The organism is Enterobacter cloacae complex sp. 2024EL-00227, from assembly GCF_043945315.1.
Classification (GTDB): Bacteria; Pseudomonadota; Gammaproteobacteria; order Enterobacterales; family Enterobacteriaceae; genus Enterobacter; species Enterobacter roggenkampii.
Map to the genome: position 1 here is coordinate 1 of NZ_JBIMQP010000016.1, position 20,067 is coordinate 20,067.

A 20,067-nucleotide genomic window follows, 5' to 3' on the forward strand; every position below is an offset into this window, starting at 1 on the left:
TAAGCCGGTGCATTAATCCGGTGGTTACAAGCAGTCTTCGGTGGAGCGGTAGTTCAGTCGGTTAGAATACCTGCCTGTCACGCAGGGGGTCGCGGGTTCGAGTCCCGTCCGTTCCGCCACTTATTAAGACATTAAGCCTGCCTTACTGGCAGGCTTAATGGCAAAAAACTTTAGGGGCGTAGCTCAGTTGGTAGAGCACCGGTCTCCAAAACCGGGTGTCGCGAGTTCGAGTCTCTCCGCCCCTGCCATATAGAATCCTTTGCTTCGGCAAAGGATTTTTTTTTGCCTGAAAGACTGTAAAAACGCCTTTTCTTACTATTCAGCCAGCAGGAATGCTGGCTGATGTATCAATCCATTACATTGATTTTTAACAGATCTTTTATCTGCGACTGCTTATCACTGTTTTGCAGCCAAATCGCATACAGCGGTCTGGTAAGCGTGGTGGAATCCATTACGGTATGCAGCCCAGCTTTAGTGTCTGCCCAGCGAACAGGTAACCAGGTACAACCTCTCAGTAAGGGTAGTTGCTGACAGGCGATCTCTGCAGAGCTGGTCGTTAACTGTGGGACGTCATCAGGTGCAATCAAGCCCGTCTCATGCTGCTGAAAATCAGGCCCCCATTCCAGGCGCAAATAGGTCAGGTCTGCCTTCATCATCGACGGTTCAGAGGCATACAGCGCCAGGCCAAACTGGCCCACAATCTGGCTGCTAAATTCGTCCATCTTGGGGGCTTCGGTTGTGATAAGAAGATCAAGCTGGCGCTCATGAAGTTGCTTAACTAGCGACTGCCGTTGCGCAATCCTGGCTTCAAATTGCAAGTGGCTATGAGATTGATAAAGCCGGGTAAGCCACTGACTGAGCATACATTCCCACAGGGAAGCGCTGGCCCCTATTGAGAACTCATTATGCCTCGAAGTATGTGCAACCTCTTTGCGTGCCGCCTGCCAGGTATTCATCAGCGTTTCTGCGTACGGCAGTAGTTTTTCGCCAGCGGGCGTGAGGCGGATATTGTTGCGATGGCGGGTAAAAAGATTCACACCCAGTTGATTTTCCAGCTGTCGAATACGAAAACTGACTGCTGACTGCGTCAGGTAAAGGGCTTCAGCTGCTCGCCCAAAGTGGCGTGTTCTGCTCACTTCAAGGAAAGTTTTAAGCAATTCCGTATCCACATCTTTCTCCGCAAAATTATTTGTCGTTATGATTTAAATGTTTTGTTTTACACTCTGTCAAGCGTAACTAATACTCCGCGCCATAAATAGCTCGGCCAAAGAATTAGGAGCGTGTAGGATGGCGGAAAGCTTTACGACGACTAATCGTTTTTTCGACAATAAACATTATCCGCGCGGGTTCTCTCGTCACGGCGATTTCACCATCAAAGAAGCTCAACTGCTTGAGCGCCATGGTTATGCCTTTAACGAGCTGGATCTGGGCAAGCGTGAGCCTGCTACCGAAGACGAAAAACAGTTTGTTTCTGTTTGCCGTGGTGAGCGTGAGCCGCAGTCTGAAGCGGAACGTGTATGGATCAAGTATATGGCACGCATTAAGCGTCCAAAGCGCTTCCATACGCTGTCTGGCGGTAAGCCGCAGATGGAAGGTGCAGAAGACTACACCGAGTCTGATGACTAAGATGATAAGAAGGGGCTACGGCCCCTTTTTTTATGCCAGCAACTTCTGCAGGTGCAGCAGCAAACGATCGATAGCGCGGTAACTCAGCGCCTCCTGCAAGTGTTTCCTCTCAATGTCAGTACATCCCTCCACGTCAGCAATGGTTCTGGCTACTTTCAGCAAACGTTGCCACGCACGTATAGACAGCCCAAAGCGCGTCAACGTCTCCTCCAGCCATCCTGCATCCTCACTGTTAAGCGAACAAAACTGCCGGATCCCGGCATTATCAAGCCGAGCATTCAGCCTGTTTTGACGGGCGTATTGTCGTGCCTGGGCAGCGATCACCCGCTCGCGCACTTTTGCTGAGCTCTCACCCGTTATGCCCGTCTGCCTGAGCAGGCCCGGCGGCGGAAGGGGGATTTCGAGAGATAAATCGAAACGGTCGAGGAATGGGCCGGAAAGCTTTCCCAGATAGCGCAGCGTCTGCTCTGGCGTACAGCGGTTATGGTTGCCCTGATAATGCCCCGTCGGGCTGGGATTCATCGCAGCGACCAGTTGAAACTGCGCGGGATAGCTTATTTTGGCCCGCGTGCGCGAGATATGTATCTCACCAGATTCAATAGGTTCTCTCAATGCATCCAGCACGCGACGCTCAAACTCAGGCAACTCATCAAGAAACAGAATGCCATTGTGTGCCAGTGAAATCTCACCCGGTCCGGGGATAGACCCACCGCCGACCATTGCCGTCAGTGAAGCGCTATGATGTGGGGAACGAAAAGGGCGACGGCGCCACTGTTTTTGCAACGATGCCGAACTGATGAGGCTATATATGGCAGCGCTTTCCAGCGCTTCATGGTTATTGAGCGGCGGGAGCAACCCGCTCAGCCTGCTCGCCAGCATCGTTTTACCTGTACCAGGCGGGCCAATCAGCAGGAGATTGTGTCCACCTGCAGCCGTAATCTCCAGCGCCCGTTTACCTTGCTCCTGTCCCATGATCTCACTGAGATCTTCTGGCGCATCTACTACAGCCTCGTCGCACTCCTCCGGCTCGGACAGTTCATGTCGGCCTTCCAGCCAGGCACACACTTCCTGAAGATGCCCGGCGATGAGACACCCCTTTTCGGCAATAAGACTCACTTCTGATGCGTTTTCATTGGCGACAATGATTTGCCGCCCTGCACGAATGGCTTCCAGCGCTCCCGATATCGCACCGGGAACGCCTCTCAATGCGCCTGTGAGCGCGAGTTCACCCACGAACTCGTACGAGCCTAGCCTGGTCGTAGTAAGCTGCTCAGAAGCCGCGAGAAGCGCAATGGCGATAGGTAAATCGTATCGCCCGCCCTCTTTGGGCAGATCGGCGGGGGCAAGGTTGATGGTGATCTTCTTCGCGGGGAAGGTATAACCGCTATTTATTATTGCGCTGCGAACGCGATCTCTGGCCTCTTTAACCGTCGTTTCAGGTAACCCGACAAGCGTGAGTCCGGGCAGCCCATTACTCAAATGAACCTCTACGGAAACAAGCGGTGCCTTTACCCCGAGAGCCGCACGCGTATAAACAACTGACAGTGACATTTGCACTACCTCCTGGTGTGACTATGCCAGTACGCGTTATGCCTGTTTAGCGCTATTTAGCGAATTTACGCTGCCTGTTCAGGGATTTTAAAAGCACACTGAAACTATTGCACAATCGTGGAACCCTCCTCGCAAAGCGAAAAAAACCTGTTTTGACGGTTAGCGGAGGAGTAAAAAAGTGAAAAATATTCATTTTCTAATTTCCGTATATAAAACAACGATTTTAAGAAATATGATTCGCGGGCTAACCAAATCCGTCATAAATAAATCTTGTGTTTGATTTAAAAACTGTGATAACTCTTTAGGTATTCCTTCGAACAAGATGCAAAAAGAACTGAAAATGACAGCCCTTCTACGAGTGATTAGCCTGGTCGTGATTAGCGTGGTGGTGATTATTATCCCACCGTGCGGGGCTGCACTTGGACGAGGAAAGGCTTAGAAATCAAGCCTTAACGAACTAAGACCCCCGCACCGAAAGGTCCGGGGGTTTTTTTATGACTAAAAAACGTAAATGAGGAGCAGAGAATGACAAGTAGCACAAAATTCTGTTTCTCCCGATTTATGACGGGGAACTAACTATGAATGGGGCACAGTGGGTAGTACATGCGTTGCGCGCGCAGGGAGTCGAGACAGTATTCGGTTATCCGGGTGGCGCAATTATGCCGATTTACGATGCACTGTATGACGGCGGCGTGGAGCACCTGTTGTGCCGACACGAGCAGGGCGCAGCGATGGCCGCCATCGGTTATGCCCGTGCCACCGGTAAAACCGGTGTCTGTATGGCGACCTCAGGTCCGGGCGCAACGAACCTCATCACCGGTCTGGCAGACGCGCTGCTGGATTCCGTTCCCGTTGTTGCCATCACTGGACAGGTTGCCTCTCCGTTCATCGGCACCGACGCGTTCCAGGAAGTCGATGTACTCGGTTTATCGCTGGCCTGCACCAAACACAGTTTTCTCGTTCAGTCTCTGGAAGAGCTGCCGCGCGTAATGGCAGAAGCATTCGAGGTTGCCAGCTCCGGCCGCCCTGGTCCGGTTCTGGTCGATATCCCGAAAGATATCCAGGTCGCACACGGCGAACTGGAGCCGCACTTCTCCACCGTTGGACACGACGACGCGTTTCCGCATGCGGAAGTCGAAGAGGCCCGTCAGATGCTGGCGCAGGCGAAACAGCCGATGCTGTACGTTGGTGGTGGCGTAGGTATGGCGCAGGCGGTTCCTGCCCTGCGCGAATTTATCGCGGCAACGCAAATGCCTGCCACCTGCACGCTGAAAGGGTTGGGTGCGGTAGATGCCGATTACCCCTACTATCTGGGCATGCTGGGGATGCACGGCACCAAAGCGGCAAACTTGGCGGTGCAGGCGTGCGATCTGCTCATCGCCGTCGGTGCCCGTTTTGACGACCGCGTCACCGGTAAGCTGAATACCTTTGCGCCGAACGCCAAAGTTATCCATATGGATATCGACCCGGCGGAGATGAACAAGCTGCGTCAGGCGCACGTCGCGCTGCAGGGCGATCTTAACGCGCTGTTACCGGCATTGCAGCAGCCGCTGGATATCAACGCATGGCGTCAGCATACCGCCGACATGCGCGCCGAGCACGCCTGGCGTTACGACCATCCCGGCGAGGCCATCTACGCGCCGCTGCTGTTGAAGCAGTTGTCCGACCGTAAGCCCGCCGACAGCGTGGTGACGACCGATGTCGGCCAGCATCAGATGTGGTCCGCCCAGCACATGACCTACACCCGTCCGGAAAACTTCATCACTTCCAGCGGGTTAGGGACGATGGGCTTCGGTCTGCCAGCCGCGGTTGGCGCACAGGTTGCCCGCCCGAACGATACCGTTATCTGTATCTCCGGTGACGGCTCCTTCATGATGAACGTTCAGGAGCTCGGCACCGTGAAGCGCAAGCAGTTACCGCTGAAGATCGTGTTGCTCGATAACCAGCGTTTAGGGATGGTTCGCCAGTGGCAACAGCTGTTCTTCCAGGAACGTTACAGTGAAACCACCCTGACCGATAACCCCGATTTCCTCACCCTGGCCAGCGCCTTCGGCATTCCTGGTCAGCACATCACCTGTAAAGACCAGGTTGAAGCGGCACTCGACACCATGCTGTCAAGCGAAGGGCCATACCTGCTTCATGTCTCAATCGACGAGCTTGAGAACGTCTGGCCGTTGGTACCGCCCGGTGCCAGTAACTCACAAATGCTGGAGAAATTATCATGATGCAACATCAGGTCGCCGTGCAGGCTCGCTTCAACCCGGAAACATTAGAACGCGTTTTGCGCGTGGTGCGTCATCGTGGTTTTCAGATTTGCTCTATGAATATGGAGACGGCCACCGACGCGCAAAACATCAGTATCGAATTAACCGTTGCCAGCCCGCGGCCGGTCGACTTACTGTTTAGTCAGTTATCAAAGCTGGTAGACGTTGCCCATGTTGCCATCTGCCAGAGCACAACCACATCACAACAAATCCGCGCTTAAGCGTGACAGGACGAAAAAATGACGACAAAAAAAGCTGATTACATTTGGTTCAACGGTGAGATGGTTCGCTGGGAGGACGCGAAGGTCCACGTGATGTCCCACGCGCTGCATTACGGTACCTCCGTGTTTGAAGGCATCCGCTGCTACGATTCTCACAAAGGGCCAGTGGTGTTCCGCCATCGCGAACACATGCAGCGTCTGCATGACTCAGCCAAAATTTATCGTTTCCCGGTTTCTCAGAGTGTGGATGAGCTGATGGAAGCCTGCCGCGAGGTGATCCGTAAGAACAACCTCACCAGCGCCTATATTCGTCCGCTGGTCTTCGTGGGCGACGTCGGCATGGGCGTGAACCCGCCAGCCGGTTACAACACCGATGTGATCATTGCCGCGTTCCCATGGGGTGCCTACCTGGGTGCTGAAGCCCTTGAGCAGGGGATCGACGCAATGGTCTCTTCCTGGAATCGCGTTGCACCCAACACCATCCCGACCGCGGCTAAAGCGGGCGGTAACTACCTTTCTTCCCTGCTGGTCGGCAGCGAAGCGCGCCGTCACGGCTACCAGGAAGGTATCGCGCTCGACGTGAATGGCTACATCTCCGAAGGCGCAGGTGAAAACCTGTTTGAAGTGAAAGACGGCATTCTGTTTACGCCGCCATTCACCTCGTCCGCGCTGCCGGGCATCACCCGTGATGCCATCATCAAGCTGGCGAAAGATCTGGGTATCGAAGTGCGCGAGCAGGTGCTGTCCCGCGAATCCCTGTACCTGGCCGATGAAGTGTTTATGTCCGGTACCGCGGCTGAAATCACGCCGGTACGCAGCGTAGACGGCATTCAGGTGGGCGAAGGCCGCTGTGGCCCGGTCACCAAACGCATTCAGCAAGCGTTCTTTGGCCTCTTCACCGGCGAGACAGAAGATAAATACGGCTGGTTGGATCAGGTTAATCACTAAATATAAATTTGGGACGGCACGCACCGTCCCATTACATAGTCAGACGGGAGTAAATAAAGCATGCCTAAGTATCGTTCAGCCACCACCACCCACGGCCGTAACATGGCCGGTGCCCGCGCACTGTGGCGCGCCACCGGAATGACCGACGCCGATTTCGGCAAGCCAATTATCGCCGTGGTGAACTCCTTCACCCAGTTCGTACCGGGCCACGTGCACCTGCGCGATCTCGGTAAGCTGGTTGCCGAGCAAATCGAAGCCTCCGGCGGCGTGGCGAAAGAGTTCAACACCATTGCGGTGGATGACGGTATCGCGATGGGCCACGGGGGCATGCTCTATTCACTCCCGTCGCGCGAGCTGATCGCCGACTCGGTAGAGTACATGGTTAACGCCCACTGCGCCGATGCGATGGTCTGTATCTCCAACTGCGACAAAATCACCCCGGGGATGCTGATGGCCTCCCTGCGCCTGAACATTCCGGTGATCTTCGTCTCCGGTGGCCCGATGGAAGCGGGGAAAACCAAGCTCTCCGACAAAATCATCAAGCTCGACCTGGTCGATGCGATGATTCAGGGCGCGGACCCGAAAGTCTCTGACGAGCAGAGTGACCAGGTGGAGCGCTCCGCGTGCCCGACCTGCGGCTCCTGTTCCGGTATGTTCACGGCGAACTCCATGAACTGCCTGACCGAAGCGCTGGGTCTGTCTCAGCCGGGCAACGGCTCGCTGCTGGCGACCCATGCCGACCGTAAGCAGCTGTTCCTCAACGCCGGTAAACGCATCGTTGAACTGACTAAGCGCTACTACGAGCAGGACGACACCAGCGCGCTGCCGCGCAGCATCGCCAGCAAAGCGGCGTTCGAGAACGCCATGACCCTGGACATCGCCATGGGCGGTTCCACCAACACCGTTCTGCACCTGCTGGCCGCCGCGCAGGAAGCCGAAATCGACTTCACCATGAGCGACATCGACAGGCTCTCCCGTAAAGTGCCGCAGCTGTGTAAGGTCGCACCGAGTACCCAGAAGTACCATATGGAAGACGTGCATCGCGCGGGTGGCGTCATCGGTATCCTCGGCGAACTGGATCGCGCCGGGCTGCTGAACCGTGACGTGAAAAACGTGCTTGGCCTGACGCTGCCGGAGTCGCTGAACCAGTACGACGTGATGCTGACCAAAGACGACGCGGTGAAAAAGATGTTCCGCGCGGGCCCTGCTGGTATTCGTACTACCCAGGCGTTCTCGCAGGACTGCCGCTGGGATACCCTGGACGATGACCGCGCTGAAGGCTGCATCCGCTCGCTGGAGCATGCCTATAGCAAAGACGGCGGCCTGGCCGTGCTGTACGGTAACTTTGCGGAAAATGGCTGCATCGTGAAGACCGCTGGCGTGGACGACAGCATCCTGAAATTCACCGGTCCGGCGAAGGTGTACGAAAGCCAGGATGAAGCGGTAGACGCCATCCTCGGCGGCAAAGTGGTGGAAGGCGACGTGGTTGTCATTCGCTACGAAGGGCCAAAAGGCGGGCCGGGCATGCAGGAGATGCTCTACCCGACCACCTTCCTGAAATCCATGGGCCTCGGTAAAGCCTGTGCGCTGATCACCGACGGTCGTTTCTCCGGCGGCACTTCCGGCCTCTCTATCGGCCACGTTTCCCCGGAAGCGGCAAGCGGCGGCAACATTGCCATCATCGAAGACGGCGATCTGATCGAAATCGACATTCCGAATCGCGGCATTCAGCTCAAGCTGAGCGATCGGGAAATTGCGGCCCGTCGTGAAGCGCAGGAAGCGCGCGGCGACAAAGCCTGGACGCCGAAAGACCGCCAGCGCGAAGTCTCCTTTGCCCTGCGCGCCTACGCGAGCCTTGCCACCAGTGCAGATAAAGGCGCGGTGCGCGATAAATCTAAACTTGGGGGCTAATGATGGCCGAGTCACAACCCTTATCCGCCGCCCCCGAGGGGGCGGAATATCTCAGGGCGGTGCTGCGCGCACCGGTCTATGAAGCCGTTCAGGTCACGCCCCTGCAGAAAATGGAAAAACTCTCTTCGCGCCTGGACAACGTTATTCTGGTGAAGCGCGAAGACCGCCAGCCGGTGCACAGCTTCAAGCTTCGCGGCGCCTACGCGATGATGGCCGGGCTGACCGACGAGCAAAAAGCGCGGGGCGTGATTACCGCCTCGGCGGGCAACCACGCCCAGGGCGTGGCGTTCTCGTCTGCTCGTCTGGGGCTGAAGGCGCTGATCGTGATGCCGGTTGCTACCGCCGACATCAAGGTCGACGCGGTGCGCGGTTTCGGCGGCGAAGTCTTGCTCCACGGGGCCAACTTTGACGAAGCAAAAGCCAAAGCGATTGAGCTGGCTCAGCAGCAGGGGTTCACCTGGGTGCCGCCGTTCGACCACCCGATGGTGATTGCCGGGCAGGGCACGCTGGCGCTGGAGCTGCTGCAGCAGGATGCCCATCTCGACCGGGTCTTTGTCCCGGTGGGCGGCGGCGGTTTAGCCGCAGGCGTGGCGGTGCTGATCAAACAGCTGATGCCGCAGATTAAAGTCATTGCCGTGGAAGCGGAAGACTCCGCCTGCCTGAAAGCGGCGCTGGATGCCGGGCATCCGGTCGACCTGCCGCGCGTCGGGCTGTTTGCCGAGGGCGTGGCGGTGAAGCGCATTGGCGACGAAACCTTCCGCCTGTGCCGGGAATATCTCGACGATATCGTCACGGTGGACAGCGATGCCATCTGCGCGGCGATGAAAGATCTGTTCGAAGACGTGCGTGCGGTGGCGGAACCGTCCGGCGCGCTGGCGCTGGCGGGGATGAAAAAATACATCGCGCAGCACAACATCCGCGGCGAGCGTCTGGCGCACGTGCTTTCCGGGGCCAACGTGAACTTCCACGGTCTTCGCTACGTGTCCGAGCGCTGCGAGCTGGGCGAACAGCGTGAAGCGCTGCTGGCGGTGACCATTCCGGAAGAGAAGGGCAGCTTCCTGAAGTTCTGTCAGCTGCTGGGCGGTCGTTCGGTGACGGAGTTTAACTACCGTTTTGCCGATGCTAAAGACGCCTGTATTTTTGTCGGCGTGCGTCTGAGCCGCGGCGTGGAGGAGCGCAAAGAGATCCTCAACCTGCTGCATGAGGGCGGCTATAGCGTGGTCGATCTCTCCGACGACGAGATGGCGAAGCTGCACGTGCGTTACATGGTCGGCGGCCGTCCTTCGAAGCCGCTCAGGGAACGCCTGTTCAGCTTTGAGTTCCCTGAATCGCCGGGCGCGTTGCTCAAGTTCCTGCACACGCTGGGCACGCACTGGAACATCTCCCTGTTCCACTACCGCAGCCACGGTACCGACTACGGCCGCGTGCTGGCGGCGTTTGAACTGGGCGAGCACGAGCCGGATTTCGAAACGCGGTTGAACGAGCTGGGCTATGAGTGTCACGATGAAACCCACAACCCGGCGTTCCGCTTCTTCCTGGCAGGCTAAGGGTTGAGCGGCAAGTAGGCCGGGTAAGCGCAGCGCCACCCGGCTTTAGTGGTTCGGCAATATCGTCCAGAACGCATCAATAAGCGGCTCATGCAGCCGCTTTTTTTGTGCGCACACGCCAAGCTCAAACGGCGTTTTCTCGTCGCTGCGCTCTAAAATCATCACGCGATTGCGCACCGGCTCCGGGCTGTTGTCCAGCACCACTTCCGGCAGCAGCGCCACGCCGCAGCCCAGCGCCACCATCGACACCATCGCCTCATGGCCGCTGACGGTGGCGTAAATCGACGGGTTGCTGATTTTCTGACGGCGGAACCACAGCTCAATGCGGCGGCGAACCGGGCCCTGATCGGCCATGATAAACGGCACCGTGGACCAGTCCGGTTTTTCCACCGATACCTGGTTACGCACCGGGCAGGGCAGCGCCGGGGCAATCAACACCACCGCCAGATTTTCCAGCATCGAGAACGCTACCGCGCCCGGCAGGGTTTCCGGCTTCCCGGCAATGGCGAGATCCGCTTCGCCTGTCACCACTTTTTCCATCGCGTCGGCAGCGTCGCCGGTAGTGAGCTTAATTTCAACCGACGGATGCGCCGCGCGAAAGCGGTCAAGGATGGGCGGCAGATGGCTGTAGGCGGCGGTCACGGAGCAGAAAATATGCAGCTCACCGGAGAGTGACGGCCCCTGCTGATCGATAGAGTGCCGCAGCTGCTGGTACTGCAACAGCGTCTGCTGGGCAAAAATACGCAGCTCTTCGCCCGCTTCCGTGAGGGTGACGGTGCGGTTATCGCGCACGAACAGCGGCTGGCCGAGGTCTTCCTCAAGGCGCTGGATCTGGCGCGAAAGCGTGGAGGGGCTGACGTGCATCGCCCGGGCGCTGCGGCCAAAGTGACGGCTTTCCGCCAGGTGCAGGAACATTTTCAGATCGCGTAAATCCACCGATTCCACTCCCTCTTTTTACATTGCATAAATTGCAATGTGACGTTGTGAATATATCAATTTCCGCAATAAATTTCCTGTTGTAATGTGGGTACATTCTCGCTGAAACGCGAACCGAACAATAAGACACACAACATCACGAGGTATCACCCATGGCTAACTACTTTAATACACTGAACTTGCGCCAGCAGCTGGCGCAGCTGGGCAAATGCCGCTTCATGGCGCGCGATGAATTTGCCGATGGCGCGAGCTACCTTCAGGGTAAAAAAGTGGTCATCGTCGGCTGTGGCGCACAGGGTCTGAACCAGGGCCTGAACATGCGTGACTCCGGTCTGGATATCTCCTACGCCCTGCGCAAAGAAGCGATTGCCGAGAAGCGTGCCTCCTGGCGCAAAGCGACCGAAAATGGCTTCAAAGTGGGTACCTACGAAGAGCTGATCCCGCAGGCGGATCTGGTGGTTAACCTGACGCCGGACAAGCAGCACTCAGACGTTGTGCGTTCCGTACAGCCGCTGATGAAAGACGGCGCGGCGCTGGGTTACTCCCACGGCTTCAACATCGTTGAAGTGGGCGAGCAGATCCGTAAAGACATCACCGTAGTGATGGTGGCACCGAAGTGCCCGGGTACCGAAGTCCGTGAAGAGTACAAACGTGGCTTCGGCGTGCCGACGCTGATCGCGGTTCACCCGGAAAACGATCCGAAAGGCGAAGGCATGGCGATTGCCAAGGCATGGGCAGCGGCGACCGGCGGCCACCGTGCGGGCGTGCTGGAATCGTCCTTCGTTGCCGAAGTGAAATCCGACCTGATGGGCGAGCAGACCATTCTGTGCGGCATGCTGCAGGCCGGTTCTCTGCTGTGCTTCGATAAGCTGGTTGAAGAGGGCACCGACCCGGCATACGCGGAAAAACTGATTCAGTTCGGCTGGGAAACCATCACCGAAGCGCTGAAGCAGGGCGGTATTACGCTGATGATGGACCGTCTGTCCAACCCGGCAAAACTGCGTGCTTACGCGCTGTCTGAACAGCTGAAAACCATCATGGCGCCACTGTTCCAGAAACATATGGACGACATCATTTCCGGCGAGTTCTCTTCCGGCATGATGGCTGACTGGGCGAACGACGATAAGAAACTGCTGACCTGGCGTGAAGAGACCGGTAAGACCGCGTTCGAAACCGCGCCACAGTACGAAGGTAAAATCGGCGAACAGGAGTACTTCGATAAAGGCGTGCTGATGATCGCGATGGTGAAAGCAGGCGTTGAGCTGGCGTTCGAAACCATGGTGGATTCCGGCATCATTGAAGAGTCTGCGTACTACGAATCACTGCACGAGCTGCCGCTGATCGCGAACACCATCGCCCGTAAGCGTCTGTACGAAATGAACGTGGTTATCTCGGATACCGCAGAATACGGTAACTACCTGTTCTCTTACGCCTGCGTACCGCTGCTGAAAGAGTTTATGACCACTCTGCAGCCGGGCGATCTGGGTAAAGCGATTGCAGAAGGTGCCGTGGACAACGCGCAGCTGCGCGACGTGAACGAAGCCATTCGCAGCCACCAGATCGAGAAAGTGGGTCACAAACTGCGTGGCTACATGACCGACATGAAGCGTATCGCGGTAGCGGGTTAACAAGCTTGTCGGGTGGCGCTTTGCTTACCCGACCTACAAAACCGTAAGATGTAGGCCGGGTAGGCGCAGTCGCCACCCGGCTTGTTTATTTGCGGTACAGTACTTTAATTACGTGGTAGCCGAACTGCGTGTGCAGCGGGCCGGTTGGCTCCAGCACCGGGCAGGAGAAGACCACTTTATCGAATGCCGGTACCATCTGACCCTGGCGGAATTCACCCAGATCGCCGCCGCGTTTGCCTGACGGACAGATAGAGTGCTTCTTCGCCAGCTTGCCGAAGTCGGCGCCGTTTTTGATCTGCTCCAGAAGATCCAGAGCCAGTTTCTCTTCTTTAACAAGAATATGCAGTGCTGCTGCTGTTTTTGCCATGATCGTGCCTTGAGTGGTATGGATTAGGCTCGCTATACTACCACGCTGTTATTCTCCCCTCCTGACTTTCATTGAGTGATCATTTATGCGTTTAAACCCCGGACAACAACAAGCCGTCGAATTTGTCACCGGACCGTGTCTGGTGCTGGCGGGTGCAGGATCCGGCAAAACGCGCGTTATCACCAATAAGATTGCGCACCTGATCCGCGGCTGTGGCTATCAGGCCCGGCACATTGCGGCGGTAACCTTTACCAATAAAGCGGCGCGTGAGATGAAAGAGCGTGTCGGCCAGACCCTGGGGCGTAAAGAGGCGCGCGGCCTGATGATCTCCACCTTCCACACGCTGGGGCTGGATATCATCAAACGCGAGTATGCGGCGCTGGGAATGAAGTCCAACTTCTCGCTCTTCGATGATACCGACCAGGTGGCGTTGCTCAAAGAGCTCACCGAGGGGCTGATCGAAGATGACAAGGTGCTGTTGCAGCAGCTGATCTCAACGATCTCAAACTGGAAAAACGATCTGATGACCCCGGCCCAGGCCGCGGCGATCGCCAAAGGCGAACGGGATCGGATCTTCGCCCACTGCTACGGTCTGTACGATGCGCACATGAAAGCGTGCAACGTGCTGGACTTTGACGACCTGATTCTGCTGCCCACGCTGCTGCTGCAGCGGAACGAAGAGGTTCGCGAGCGCTGGCAGAACAAAATCCGTTACCTGCTGGTGGATGAGTATCAGGACACCAACACCAGCCAGTACGAGCTGGTGAAGCTGCTGGTGGGGCAGCGCGCGCGTTTCACCGTTGTCGGCGACGACGACCAGTCAATTTACTCCTGGCGCGGCGCGCGTCCGCAAAACCTGGTGCTGCTGAGCAAAGATTTCCCCGCCCTGCAGGTGATTAAGCTGGAGCAAAACTACCGCTCCTCCGGGCGTATCCTGAAGGCAGCAAACATCCTGATTGCCAATAACCCGCACGTGTTTGAGAAGCGTCTCTTCTCCGAGCTGGGTTACGGTACTGAATTGAAGGTGCTCAGCGCCAATAATGAAGAGCATGAGGCGGAGCGCGTGACGGGCGAACTGATTGCCCACCACTTCGTCAATAAAACCGAATATAAGGATTACGCGATCCTCTATCGCGGCAATCACCAGTCGCGCGTCTTTGAAAAGATGCTGATGCAGAACCGCATCCCGTACAAAATTTCGGGCGGTACGTCGTTCTTCTCACGGCCAGAGATTAAAGATCTGCTGGCCTATCTGCGCGTCCTCACGAACCCGGATGACGACAGCGCGTTTCTGCGCATCGTGAATACGCCGAAGCGCGAGATTGGCCCTGCGACGCTGCAAAAGCTGGGCGAGTGGGCAATGACTCGCAATAAAAGCCTGTTTACCGCCAGCTTCGACATGGGGCTGAGCCAGACGTTAACCGGCCGCGGTTACGATTCGTTAACACGATTCACCCACTGGCTCGGCGAAGTGCAGCGTCTTGCGGAGCGCGAGCCGGTGGCGGCGGTGCGCGATCTTATTCACGGCATCGACTATGAGTCCTGGCTGTACGAAACCTCGGCCAGCCCGAAAGCGGCTGAGATGCGCATGAAAAACGTTAACCAGCTCTTCAGCTGGATGACCGAAATGCTGGAAGGCTCTGAAATCGACGAGCCGATGACCCTGACGCAGGTCGTCACCCGCTTTACCCTGCGCGACATGATGGAGCGCGGCGAGAGCGAAGAAGAGGCCGATCAGGTACAGCTGATGACGCTGCACGCGTCAAAAGGTCTGGAGTTCCCGTATGTCTATCTGGTTGGTATGGAAGAGGGGTTGTTACCGCACCAGAGCAGCATTGACGAAGATAACGTCGACGAGGAGCGCCGTCTGGCCTACGTGGGGATCACCCGTGCGCAGAAAGAGCTGACGTTCACGCTGTGTAAAGAGCGCCGTCAGTATGGCGAACTCGTCCGCCCGGAGCCGAGCCGTTTCCTGCTGGAGCTGCCGCAGGACGACCTGATCTGGGAACAGGAACGCAAAGTGATTACCGCAGAAGAGCGGATGCATAAGGGGCAGGCTAACGTGGCGAACATTCGCGCCATGCTGGCAAAAGCCAAAGAGAAAGGATAATGATGAGCAGGCCGGATAAGGCGAAGCCGCCACCCGGCAATGTTCAGCGTATTACTTCACTTCCAGCACCCAGTGCACATAGCTCTGCCACTGGCACTCCTGCTCGATCATCTCTGCCCCAAGCGGGTGACGTTCAATCCAGTTTTCCGGCAGCGTCAGCGACAGTTTTTCGTCATCGGCCACCAGATTGATTGCAGGCAGCAAATCATCGCGACGGCGGCTGGCAAAGAGAATCGCCAGACGCAGCAGGCGGCACAGATGCTCGGCTACGCGCGGCGGTACGGCGTTTTGCTGATGCAATGATGAGAGATCAACGGCGTTGGTCTGGTTCAGCAGCAGCGTTGCCAGCAGCTTTTTCTGTGCGGGCGTGTAGCCCGGTAAATCCAGGTTGCGAACCAGATACGCTGCGTGAGCGGGGGCCTGCTTAAAATCAATGCTCAGCCCCACTTCATGCAGCGCACAGGCGCTCAGCAATAAATCGCGGCTCAGATGATCAAGATCCCAGACGTTAGCGACCTGATCGGCGAAGCGAGACGCCAGCTGCGATACGCGTCCTGCCTGATCGATATCAACCAGAAAACGACGCTGTACGTTGCGCAGGGTTCGGCTACGGATATCCTGATCGACCGACAGATGCAGCATCCCGTAGACCAGGCCTTCGCGCAGCGCGCCGCCGGCAAGGGTCATACACTGGATGTTGAGCTCGGTGAAAATGGCGATCAGAATGGCCAGCCCGCTCGGGAAGACCAGCGCGCGTTCCAGCGTCAGGCCTTCAATTTCCAGTTCTTCCAGGCGTCCGCACTGGATGGCGCGCTGTTTTAGCTGCTGAAGTTTGGCAAGCGTAATCCGCTCGTCCATTCCCTGCGCCATCATGATTTCCTGCAGGGCCTGCACGGTCCCCGACGCACCCACGCACACTTTCCAGCCGTGATAGCGCAGTTCGTCCATCACGGGACGTAATACCTCGCGCGCGGCATTTTCTGCCTCGTCGAAGTTCTCTTTACCCAGATTACGATCGGTAAAATAGCGCTCAAGCCAGGTCACGCAGCCCATCGACAGGCTGAACAGCGACGTAGCCTGCGCGCCGGTGCCGGTCACCAGCTCGGTACTGGCTCCGCCGATATCCACCACCAGGCGGCGATCGTCACCCCCCGTGGTGTGTGCAACACCCTGATAAATCAGACGAGCTTCTTCTTCACCGCTGATAACCTGAACCGGGCAACCGAGAATCTCCTGCGCTCTGGCAATAAAATCCACGGCGTTAACCGCCAGGCGAAGTGTCGCAGTGGCGACAACGGTGATTTGGGCGTGCGGGATATCCTGCAGACGCTCGGCAAAGAGTCGCAGGCACTGCCAGCCACGTTCCATGGCTTCAGGCGAGAGGTGATTGTCGCTGCTCAGGCCCGCCGCGAGGCGGACCTTGCGCTTAATGCGCGTCAGCGTTTGTATGCTTCCCGCCACCTCGCGCACAACCAGCATATGAAAACTATTCGAACCGAGATCAATTGCCGCATAAAGCGAGGTGGAGCTGAGCATATTTTCTTAACCTGAACGACGACGATTACGCGGTGCGCCGCCTGAACGACGCGGACCATTGCCGGAGCGTGGGCGGGTAAGACGCTTAGGCGGCGGCAGTTCGCTTAACAGCGCTTCCGGATTGTATTTGCTCTGCGGAATAGAGTGACCGATGTAGGTCTCAATGGCCGGAAGGTTCAGCGCATACTCTTCACACGCAAGGCTAATAGAGTGACCGCTTGCGCCCGCGCGACCGGTACGACCGATACGGTGTACGTAGTCTTCACAGTCGTCTGGCAGATCGTAGTTAAAGACGTGCGTTACGGCTGGAATGTGTAAACCACGTGCAGCCACGTCGGTGGCGACCAGAATATCGAGATCGCCACGGGTGAATTCTTCAAGAATTCGCAGGCGTTTTTTCTGCGCCACGTCGCCGGTCAACAGGCCAACACGGTGACCATCGGCAGCCAGGTGGCCCCAGATGTCTTCACAACGGTGTTTGGTGTTGGCAAAGATGATGGCGCGATCTGGCCACTCTTCTTCAATCAGCGTTTGCAGCAGGCGCATTTTCTCTTCATTAGAAGGATAGAAGAGCTCTTCTTTAATGCGGTGACCCGTTTTCTGCTCCGGTTCCACTTCTACGTATTCGGCGTTGTTCATCTGTTCGAACGCCAGCTCGCGAACGCGGTAGGAGAGGGTTGCAGAGAACAGCATATTCAGGCGCTGATTAGCCGGAGGCATACGGCGGAACAGCCAGCGGATGTCTTTAATGAAGCCCAGATCGTACATGCGGTCAGCTTCATCGAGCACCACAACCTGGATGGCACCGAGGTTAATGTGGTTCTGTTTGGCGTAATCGATAAGACGGCCGGTGGTACCGATCAGGATATCCACACCGCTTTCCAGCACTTTCAGCTGCTTATCGTAGCCGTCGCCGCCATAGGCCAAGCCCAGCTTCAGGCCGGTAGCCTGCGCCAGGGGTTCAGCGTCTGCGTGGATCTGTACCGCCAGTTCTCGCGTCGGGGCCATAATTAGCGCGCGCGGCTGGTTAACTTTGCGGTCTGCAATCGCTGGGTGAGAAAGTAAATAATGAAACGTTGACGTTAAAAACGCCATCGTTTTGCCGGTACCGGTTTGCGCCTGCCCGGCAACATCGCGACCGGCCAGCGTCAGCGGCAGCGCGAGGGCCTGAATGGGCGTGCAGTTATGAAACCCTTTATTTTCAAGGGCTTCAATCACCTTCGGGTGCAGCGCGAAGTCGGAAAACTTCTGTTCTGTTAAATGTGTTTTGCTCATAGTGTGGTAGAATATCAGCTTACTATTGCTTTACGAAAGCGTATCCGGTGAAATAAAGTCAACCTTTAGTTGGTTAATGCGACATCAACGCGTCGTTGGTGGAGACAAAACCAACGTACCAGGCTTATTCCTGTGGAGTTATATATGAGCGATAAAATTATTCACCTGACTGACGACAGTTTTGACACGGACGTACTTAAGGCTGACGGGCTGATCCTCGTCGATTTCTGGGCTGAATGGTGTGGTCCTTGCAAAATGATCGCCCCGATTCTGGATGAGATCGCCGACGAATATCAGGGCAAACTGACCGTTGCCAAGCTGAACATCGACCAGAACCCGGGCACCGCACCAAAATACGGTATCCGTGGTATTCCGACCCTGCTGCTGTTCAAAAACGGCGAAGTGGCGGCGACCAAAGTGGGCGCGCTGTCCAAAGGTCAACTGAAAGAGTTCCTCGACGCTAACCTGGCGTAAGGTTTCTCCGCTGTGCGTTCAGAGCCCCCGGCTAAATGATTCGGAACTCTGGACGCCCGGCTGAAGTCGTGCTAAGTTAGCTATGACTTCGTTTTAAACATATCTTGTTGTTTGAATCTTGTTTTACCCGATACTTCCCGTTGTTAACATGAACAGTGCGTGAAGTGGCTAAATTCCGGGCTTGTCACTCAATCCGTCTTGTCGTTTCAGTTCTGCGTTCTTTCCCTGTGACCAGACAGCGAACAGACATGAGTTGATGGCCGCTAAACAGGCATGGATGACCCTGCCATACCATTCACAACATTAAGTTCGAGAATCACCCCGAGTTTAAGAACCCACACCATTATGAATCTTACCGAATTAAAGAATACGCCGGTTTCTGAGCTGATCACTCTCGGCGAAAATATGGGGCTGGAAAACCAGGCTCGTATGCGCAAGCAGGACATCATTTTCGCCATCCTGAAGCAGCACGCTAAGAGTGGCGAAGATATCTTTGGCGACGGTGTGCTGGAGATATTGCAAGACGGATTTGGTTTCCTCCGCTCTGCAGACAGCTCCTACCTCGCCGGCCCTGACGACATCTACGTATCCCCCAGCCAAATCCGCCGTTTCAACCTCCGCACTGGTGACACCATTTCAGGTAAGATTCGTCCTCCTAAAGAGGGTGAACGCTACTTTGCGCTGTTGAAAGTCAATGAAGTTAACTTCGACAAACCAGAAAACTCGCGTAATAAGATCCTCTTTGAGAACTTAACGCCGCTGCACGCGAACTCTCGCCTGCGTATGGAGCGTGGTAACGGTTCTACCGAAGACTTAACCGCGCGCGTTCTGGATCTGGCCTCACCAATCGGTCGTGGTCAGCGTGGTCTGATTGTGGCGCCGCCAAAAGCGGGTAAAACCATGCTGCTGCAGAACATCGCGCAGAGCATTGCTTACAACCACCCTGACTGCGTGCTGATGGTGCTGCTGATTGACGAACGTCCGGAAGAAGTGACCGAGATGCAGCGTCTGGTTAAAGGTGAAGTGGTTGCTTCTACCTTCGACGAACCAGCATCTCGCCACGTTCAGGTTGCGGAAATGGTTATCGAGAAGGCAAAACGCCTGGTTGAGCACAAGAAAGACGTGATCATCCTGCTCGACTCCATCACCCGTCTGGCGCGTGCCTACAACACCGTGGTCCCGGCGTCTGGTAAAGTCCTGACCGGTGGTGTGGATGCTAACGCCCTGCATCGTCCAAAACGTTTCTTCGGTGCTGCACGTAACGTCGAAGAGGGCGGCAGCCTGACCATCATCGCGACCGCGCTGATCGATACCGGCTCTAAGATGGACGAAGTTATCTACGAAGAGTTTAAAGGGACAGGCAACATGGAACTGCACCTCTCTCGTAAGATCGCTGAAAAACGCGTCTTCCCGGCTATCGACTACAACCGTTCCGGTACCCGTAAAGAAGAGCTGCTCACCACCCAGGAAGAGCTGCAGAAAATGTGGATCCTGCGCAAAATCATTCATCCAATGGGTGAAATCGACGCGATGGAGTTCCTCATTAACAAACTGGCGATGACCAAAACCAACGACGATTTCTTCGACATGATGAAACGCTCGTAACGCAAATAAAGCCAGCGAACGCCACGTTTTTACGTGGCGTTTTTCTTTTATGGACTATACGCTAGTAC

The 20,067-nt window shown here is 56.2% G+C and carries 18 protein-coding genes and 2 tRNA genes; 14 read left to right on the forward strand and 6 right to left on the reverse strand.

Features of this window, described 5'->3' with window-relative positions:
* Nucleotides 1-42: 42 nt before the first annotated feature.
* Both ACHH0Z_RS21225 and ACHH0Z_RS21230 read left to right on the forward strand, forming a co-directional pair.
* Nucleotides 43-119, forward strand: a tRNA-Asp gene (locus ACHH0Z_RS21225).
* Between the two features lie 53 nt (nucleotides 120-172).
* Nucleotides 173-248, forward strand: a tRNA-Trp gene (locus tag ACHH0Z_RS21230).
* A 99-nt stretch (nucleotides 249-347) separates the two neighbouring features.
* Here the strand turns inward: ACHH0Z_RS21230 and hdfR are convergent.
* Nucleotides 348-1,169, reverse strand: a complete 822-nt coding sequence (gene hdfR, locus ACHH0Z_RS21235) for an HTH-type transcriptional regulator HdfR (RefSeq protein ID WP_021242824.1) — start codon at nucleotides 1,167-1,169, stop codon at nucleotides 348-350.
* 118 nt (nucleotides 1,170-1,287) lie between these two features.
* On the opposite strand from hdfR, the gene ACHH0Z_RS21240 reads away from it, so the two are divergent.
* Nucleotides 1,288-1,626 (forward strand): DUF413 domain-containing protein, encoded by a 339-nt coding sequence (locus tag ACHH0Z_RS21240; protein ID WP_008501577.1) that lies wholly within the window; start codon nucleotides 1,288-1,290, stop codon nucleotides 1,624-1,626.
* Between the two features lie 30 nt (nucleotides 1,627-1,656).
* Here ACHH0Z_RS21240 and ACHH0Z_RS21245 read toward each other — a convergent pair whose 3' ends face one another.
* Nucleotides 1,657-3,177, reverse strand: coding sequence for a YifB family Mg chelatase-like AAA ATPase (locus ACHH0Z_RS21245; protein WP_045408988.1), 1,521 nt, complete (start codon nucleotides 3,175-3,177; stop codon nucleotides 1,657-1,659).
* A 340-nt stretch (nucleotides 3,178-3,517) separates the two neighbouring features.
* Between ACHH0Z_RS21245 and ilvL the strand changes: the two genes are divergently transcribed.
* From ilvL to ilvA, 7 genes are all read left to right on the forward strand, one after another.
* Nucleotides 3,518-3,616, forward strand: a complete 99-nt coding sequence (gene ilvL, locus ACHH0Z_RS21250; RefSeq protein WP_001311244.1) for an ilv operon leader peptide — start codon at nucleotides 3,518-3,520, stop codon at nucleotides 3,614-3,616.
* 86 nt (nucleotides 3,617-3,702) lie between these two features.
* Nucleotides 3,703-3,753: a peptide IlvX gene (gene ilvX / locus ACHH0Z_RS21255; RefSeq protein WP_192930497.1), complete on the forward strand. Its 51-nt coding sequence runs from the start codon at nucleotides 3,703-3,705 to the stop codon at nucleotides 3,751-3,753.
* 2 nt (nucleotides 3,754-3,755) lie between these two features.
* Nucleotides 3,756-5,402, forward strand: coding sequence for an acetolactate synthase 2 catalytic subunit (gene ilvG / locus ACHH0Z_RS21260; RefSeq protein WP_045408985.1), 1,647 nt, complete (start codon nucleotides 3,756-3,758; stop codon nucleotides 5,400-5,402).
* Nucleotides 5,399-5,662 carry an acetolactate synthase 2 small subunit gene (gene ilvM, locus ACHH0Z_RS21265; protein WP_003860184.1) on the forward strand — a complete coding sequence of 88 codons (264 nt, stop codon included), beginning with the start codon at nucleotides 5,399-5,401 and terminating at the stop codon, nucleotides 5,660-5,662. The genes ilvG and ilvM overlap by 4 nt, the downstream gene beginning before the upstream one ends.
* An 18-nt stretch (nucleotides 5,663-5,680) precedes the next feature.
* Nucleotides 5,681-6,610, forward strand: coding sequence for a branched-chain-amino-acid transaminase (ilvE, locus tag ACHH0Z_RS21270; RefSeq protein ID WP_014885677.1), 930 nt, complete (start codon nucleotides 5,681-5,683; stop codon nucleotides 6,608-6,610).
* Nucleotides 6,611-6,670: 60 nt separating this feature from the next.
* Nucleotides 6,671-8,521, forward strand: a complete 1,851-nt coding sequence (ilvD, locus tag ACHH0Z_RS21275) for a dihydroxy-acid dehydratase (protein WP_044597480.1) — start codon at nucleotides 6,671-6,673, stop codon at nucleotides 8,519-8,521.
* A gap of 2 nt (nucleotides 8,522-8,523) precedes the next feature.
* Nucleotides 8,524-10,068: a threonine ammonia-lyase, biosynthetic gene (gene ilvA / locus ACHH0Z_RS21280; protein WP_039267211.1), complete on the forward strand. Its 1,545-nt coding sequence runs from the start codon at nucleotides 8,524-8,526 to the stop codon at nucleotides 10,066-10,068.
* A 45-nt stretch (nucleotides 10,069-10,113) separates the two neighbouring features.
* On the opposite strand, the gene ilvY is transcribed toward ilvA, so the two are convergent.
* Nucleotides 10,114-11,004: an HTH-type transcriptional activator IlvY gene (gene ilvY, locus ACHH0Z_RS21285; RefSeq protein ID WP_023293577.1), complete on the reverse strand. Its 891-nt coding sequence runs from the start codon at nucleotides 11,002-11,004 to the stop codon at nucleotides 10,114-10,116.
* 152 nt (nucleotides 11,005-11,156) lie between these two features.
* Here ilvY and ilvC point away from each other — a divergent pair, with 152 nt between their 5' ends.
* The gene (gene ilvC / locus ACHH0Z_RS21290) at nucleotides 11,157-12,632 is read left to right on the forward strand and encodes a ketol-acid reductoisomerase (RefSeq protein ID WP_008501571.1); all 1,476 of its coding nucleotides are present in this window, start codon (nucleotides 11,157-11,159) and stop codon (nucleotides 12,630-12,632) included.
* Nucleotides 12,633-12,717: 85 nt separating this feature from the next.
* Here ilvC and ppiC read toward each other — a convergent pair whose 3' ends face one another.
* Entirely contained in the window at nucleotides 12,718-12,999 is a 282-nt protein-coding gene (gene ppiC / locus ACHH0Z_RS21295; protein WP_008501570.1) for a peptidylprolyl isomerase PpiC, read from the reverse strand.
* Nucleotides 13,000-13,084: 85 nt separating this feature from the next.
* Between ppiC and rep the strand changes: the two genes are divergently transcribed.
* Nucleotides 13,085-15,109, forward strand: a complete 2,025-nt coding sequence (gene rep / locus ACHH0Z_RS21300) for a DNA helicase Rep (RefSeq protein ID WP_008501569.1) — start codon at nucleotides 13,085-13,087, stop codon at nucleotides 15,107-15,109.
* A 51-nt stretch (nucleotides 15,110-15,160) separates the two neighbouring features.
* Here the strand turns inward: rep and gppA are convergent, their stop codons facing one another.
* Nucleotides 15,161-16,645, reverse strand: coding sequence for a guanosine-5'-triphosphate,3'-diphosphate diphosphatase (gppA, locus tag ACHH0Z_RS21305; protein ID WP_021242833.1), 1,485 nt, complete (start codon nucleotides 16,643-16,645; stop codon nucleotides 15,161-15,163).
* A 6-nt stretch (nucleotides 16,646-16,651) separates the two neighbouring features.
* Complete coding sequence (rhlB, locus tag ACHH0Z_RS21310; protein WP_021242834.1) at nucleotides 16,652-17,920, reverse strand: ATP-dependent RNA helicase RhlB; 1,269 nt, start codon at nucleotides 17,918-17,920, stop codon at nucleotides 16,652-16,654.
* A 144-nt stretch (nucleotides 17,921-18,064) separates the two neighbouring features.
* On the opposite strand from rhlB, the gene trxA reads away from it, so the two are divergent.
* Together trxA and rho are read left to right on the forward strand one after the other, a co-directional pair.
* Nucleotides 18,065-18,394 (forward strand): thioredoxin TrxA, encoded by a 330-nt coding sequence (gene trxA, locus ACHH0Z_RS21315; protein ID WP_006179218.1) that lies wholly within the window; start codon nucleotides 18,065-18,067, stop codon nucleotides 18,392-18,394.
* Nucleotides 18,395-18,739: 345 nt separating this feature from the next.
* The gene (gene rho, locus ACHH0Z_RS21320) at nucleotides 18,740-19,999 is read left to right on the forward strand and encodes a transcription termination factor Rho (RefSeq protein ID WP_008501566.1); all 1,260 of its coding nucleotides are present in this window, start codon (nucleotides 18,740-18,742) and stop codon (nucleotides 19,997-19,999) included.
* Nucleotides 20,000-20,067: the final 68 nt, after the last annotated feature.

Bases quoted from the DNA above. Each gene is read 5' to 3' on its own strand.
- ACHH0Z_RS21240 (WP_008501577.1), top strand. From the start codon at position 1,288: ATGGCGGAAAGCTTTACGACGACTAATCGTTTTTTCGACAATAAACAT.
- ACHH0Z_RS21245 (WP_045408988.1), bottom strand. From the start codon at position 3,177: ATGTCACTGTCAGTTGTTTATACGCGTGCGGCTCTCGGGGTAAAGGCA.
- ilvL (WP_001311244.1), top strand. From the start codon at position 3,518: ATGACAGCCCTTCTACGAGTGATTAGCCTGGTCGTGATTAGCGTGGTG.
- ilvG (WP_045408985.1), top strand. From the start codon at position 3,756: ATGAATGGGGCACAGTGGGTAGTACATGCGTTGCGCGCGCAGGGAGTC.
- ilvM (WP_003860184.1), top strand. From the start codon at position 5,399: ATGATGCAACATCAGGTCGCCGTGCAGGCTCGCTTCAACCCGGAAACA.
- ilvE (WP_014885677.1), top strand. From the start codon at position 5,681: ATGACGACAAAAAAAGCTGATTACATTTGGTTCAACGGTGAGATGGTT.
- ilvD (WP_044597480.1), top strand. From the start codon at position 6,671: ATGCCTAAGTATCGTTCAGCCACCACCACCCACGGCCGTAACATGGCC.
- ilvA (WP_039267211.1), top strand. From the start codon at position 8,524: ATGGCCGAGTCACAACCCTTATCCGCCGCCCCCGAGGGGGCGGAATAT.
- ilvC (WP_008501571.1), top strand. From the start codon at position 11,157: ATGGCTAACTACTTTAATACACTGAACTTGCGCCAGCAGCTGGCGCAG.
- ppiC (WP_008501570.1), bottom strand. From the start codon at position 12,999: ATGGCAAAAACAGCAGCAGCACTGCATATTCTTGTTAAAGAAGAGAAA.
- rep (WP_008501569.1), top strand. From the start codon at position 13,085: ATGCGTTTAAACCCCGGACAACAACAAGCCGTCGAATTTGTCACCGGA.
- gppA (WP_021242833.1), bottom strand. From the start codon at position 16,645: ATGCTCAGCTCCACCTCGCTTTATGCGGCAATTGATCTCGGTTCGAAT.
- rhlB (WP_021242834.1), bottom strand. From the start codon at position 17,920: ATGAGCAAAACACATTTAACAGAACAGAAGTTTTCCGACTTCGCGCTG.
- trxA (WP_006179218.1), top strand. From the start codon at position 18,065: ATGAGCGATAAAATTATTCACCTGACTGACGACAGTTTTGACACGGAC.
- rho (WP_008501566.1), top strand. From the start codon at position 18,740: ATGAATCTTACCGAATTAAAGAATACGCCGGTTTCTGAGCTGATCACT.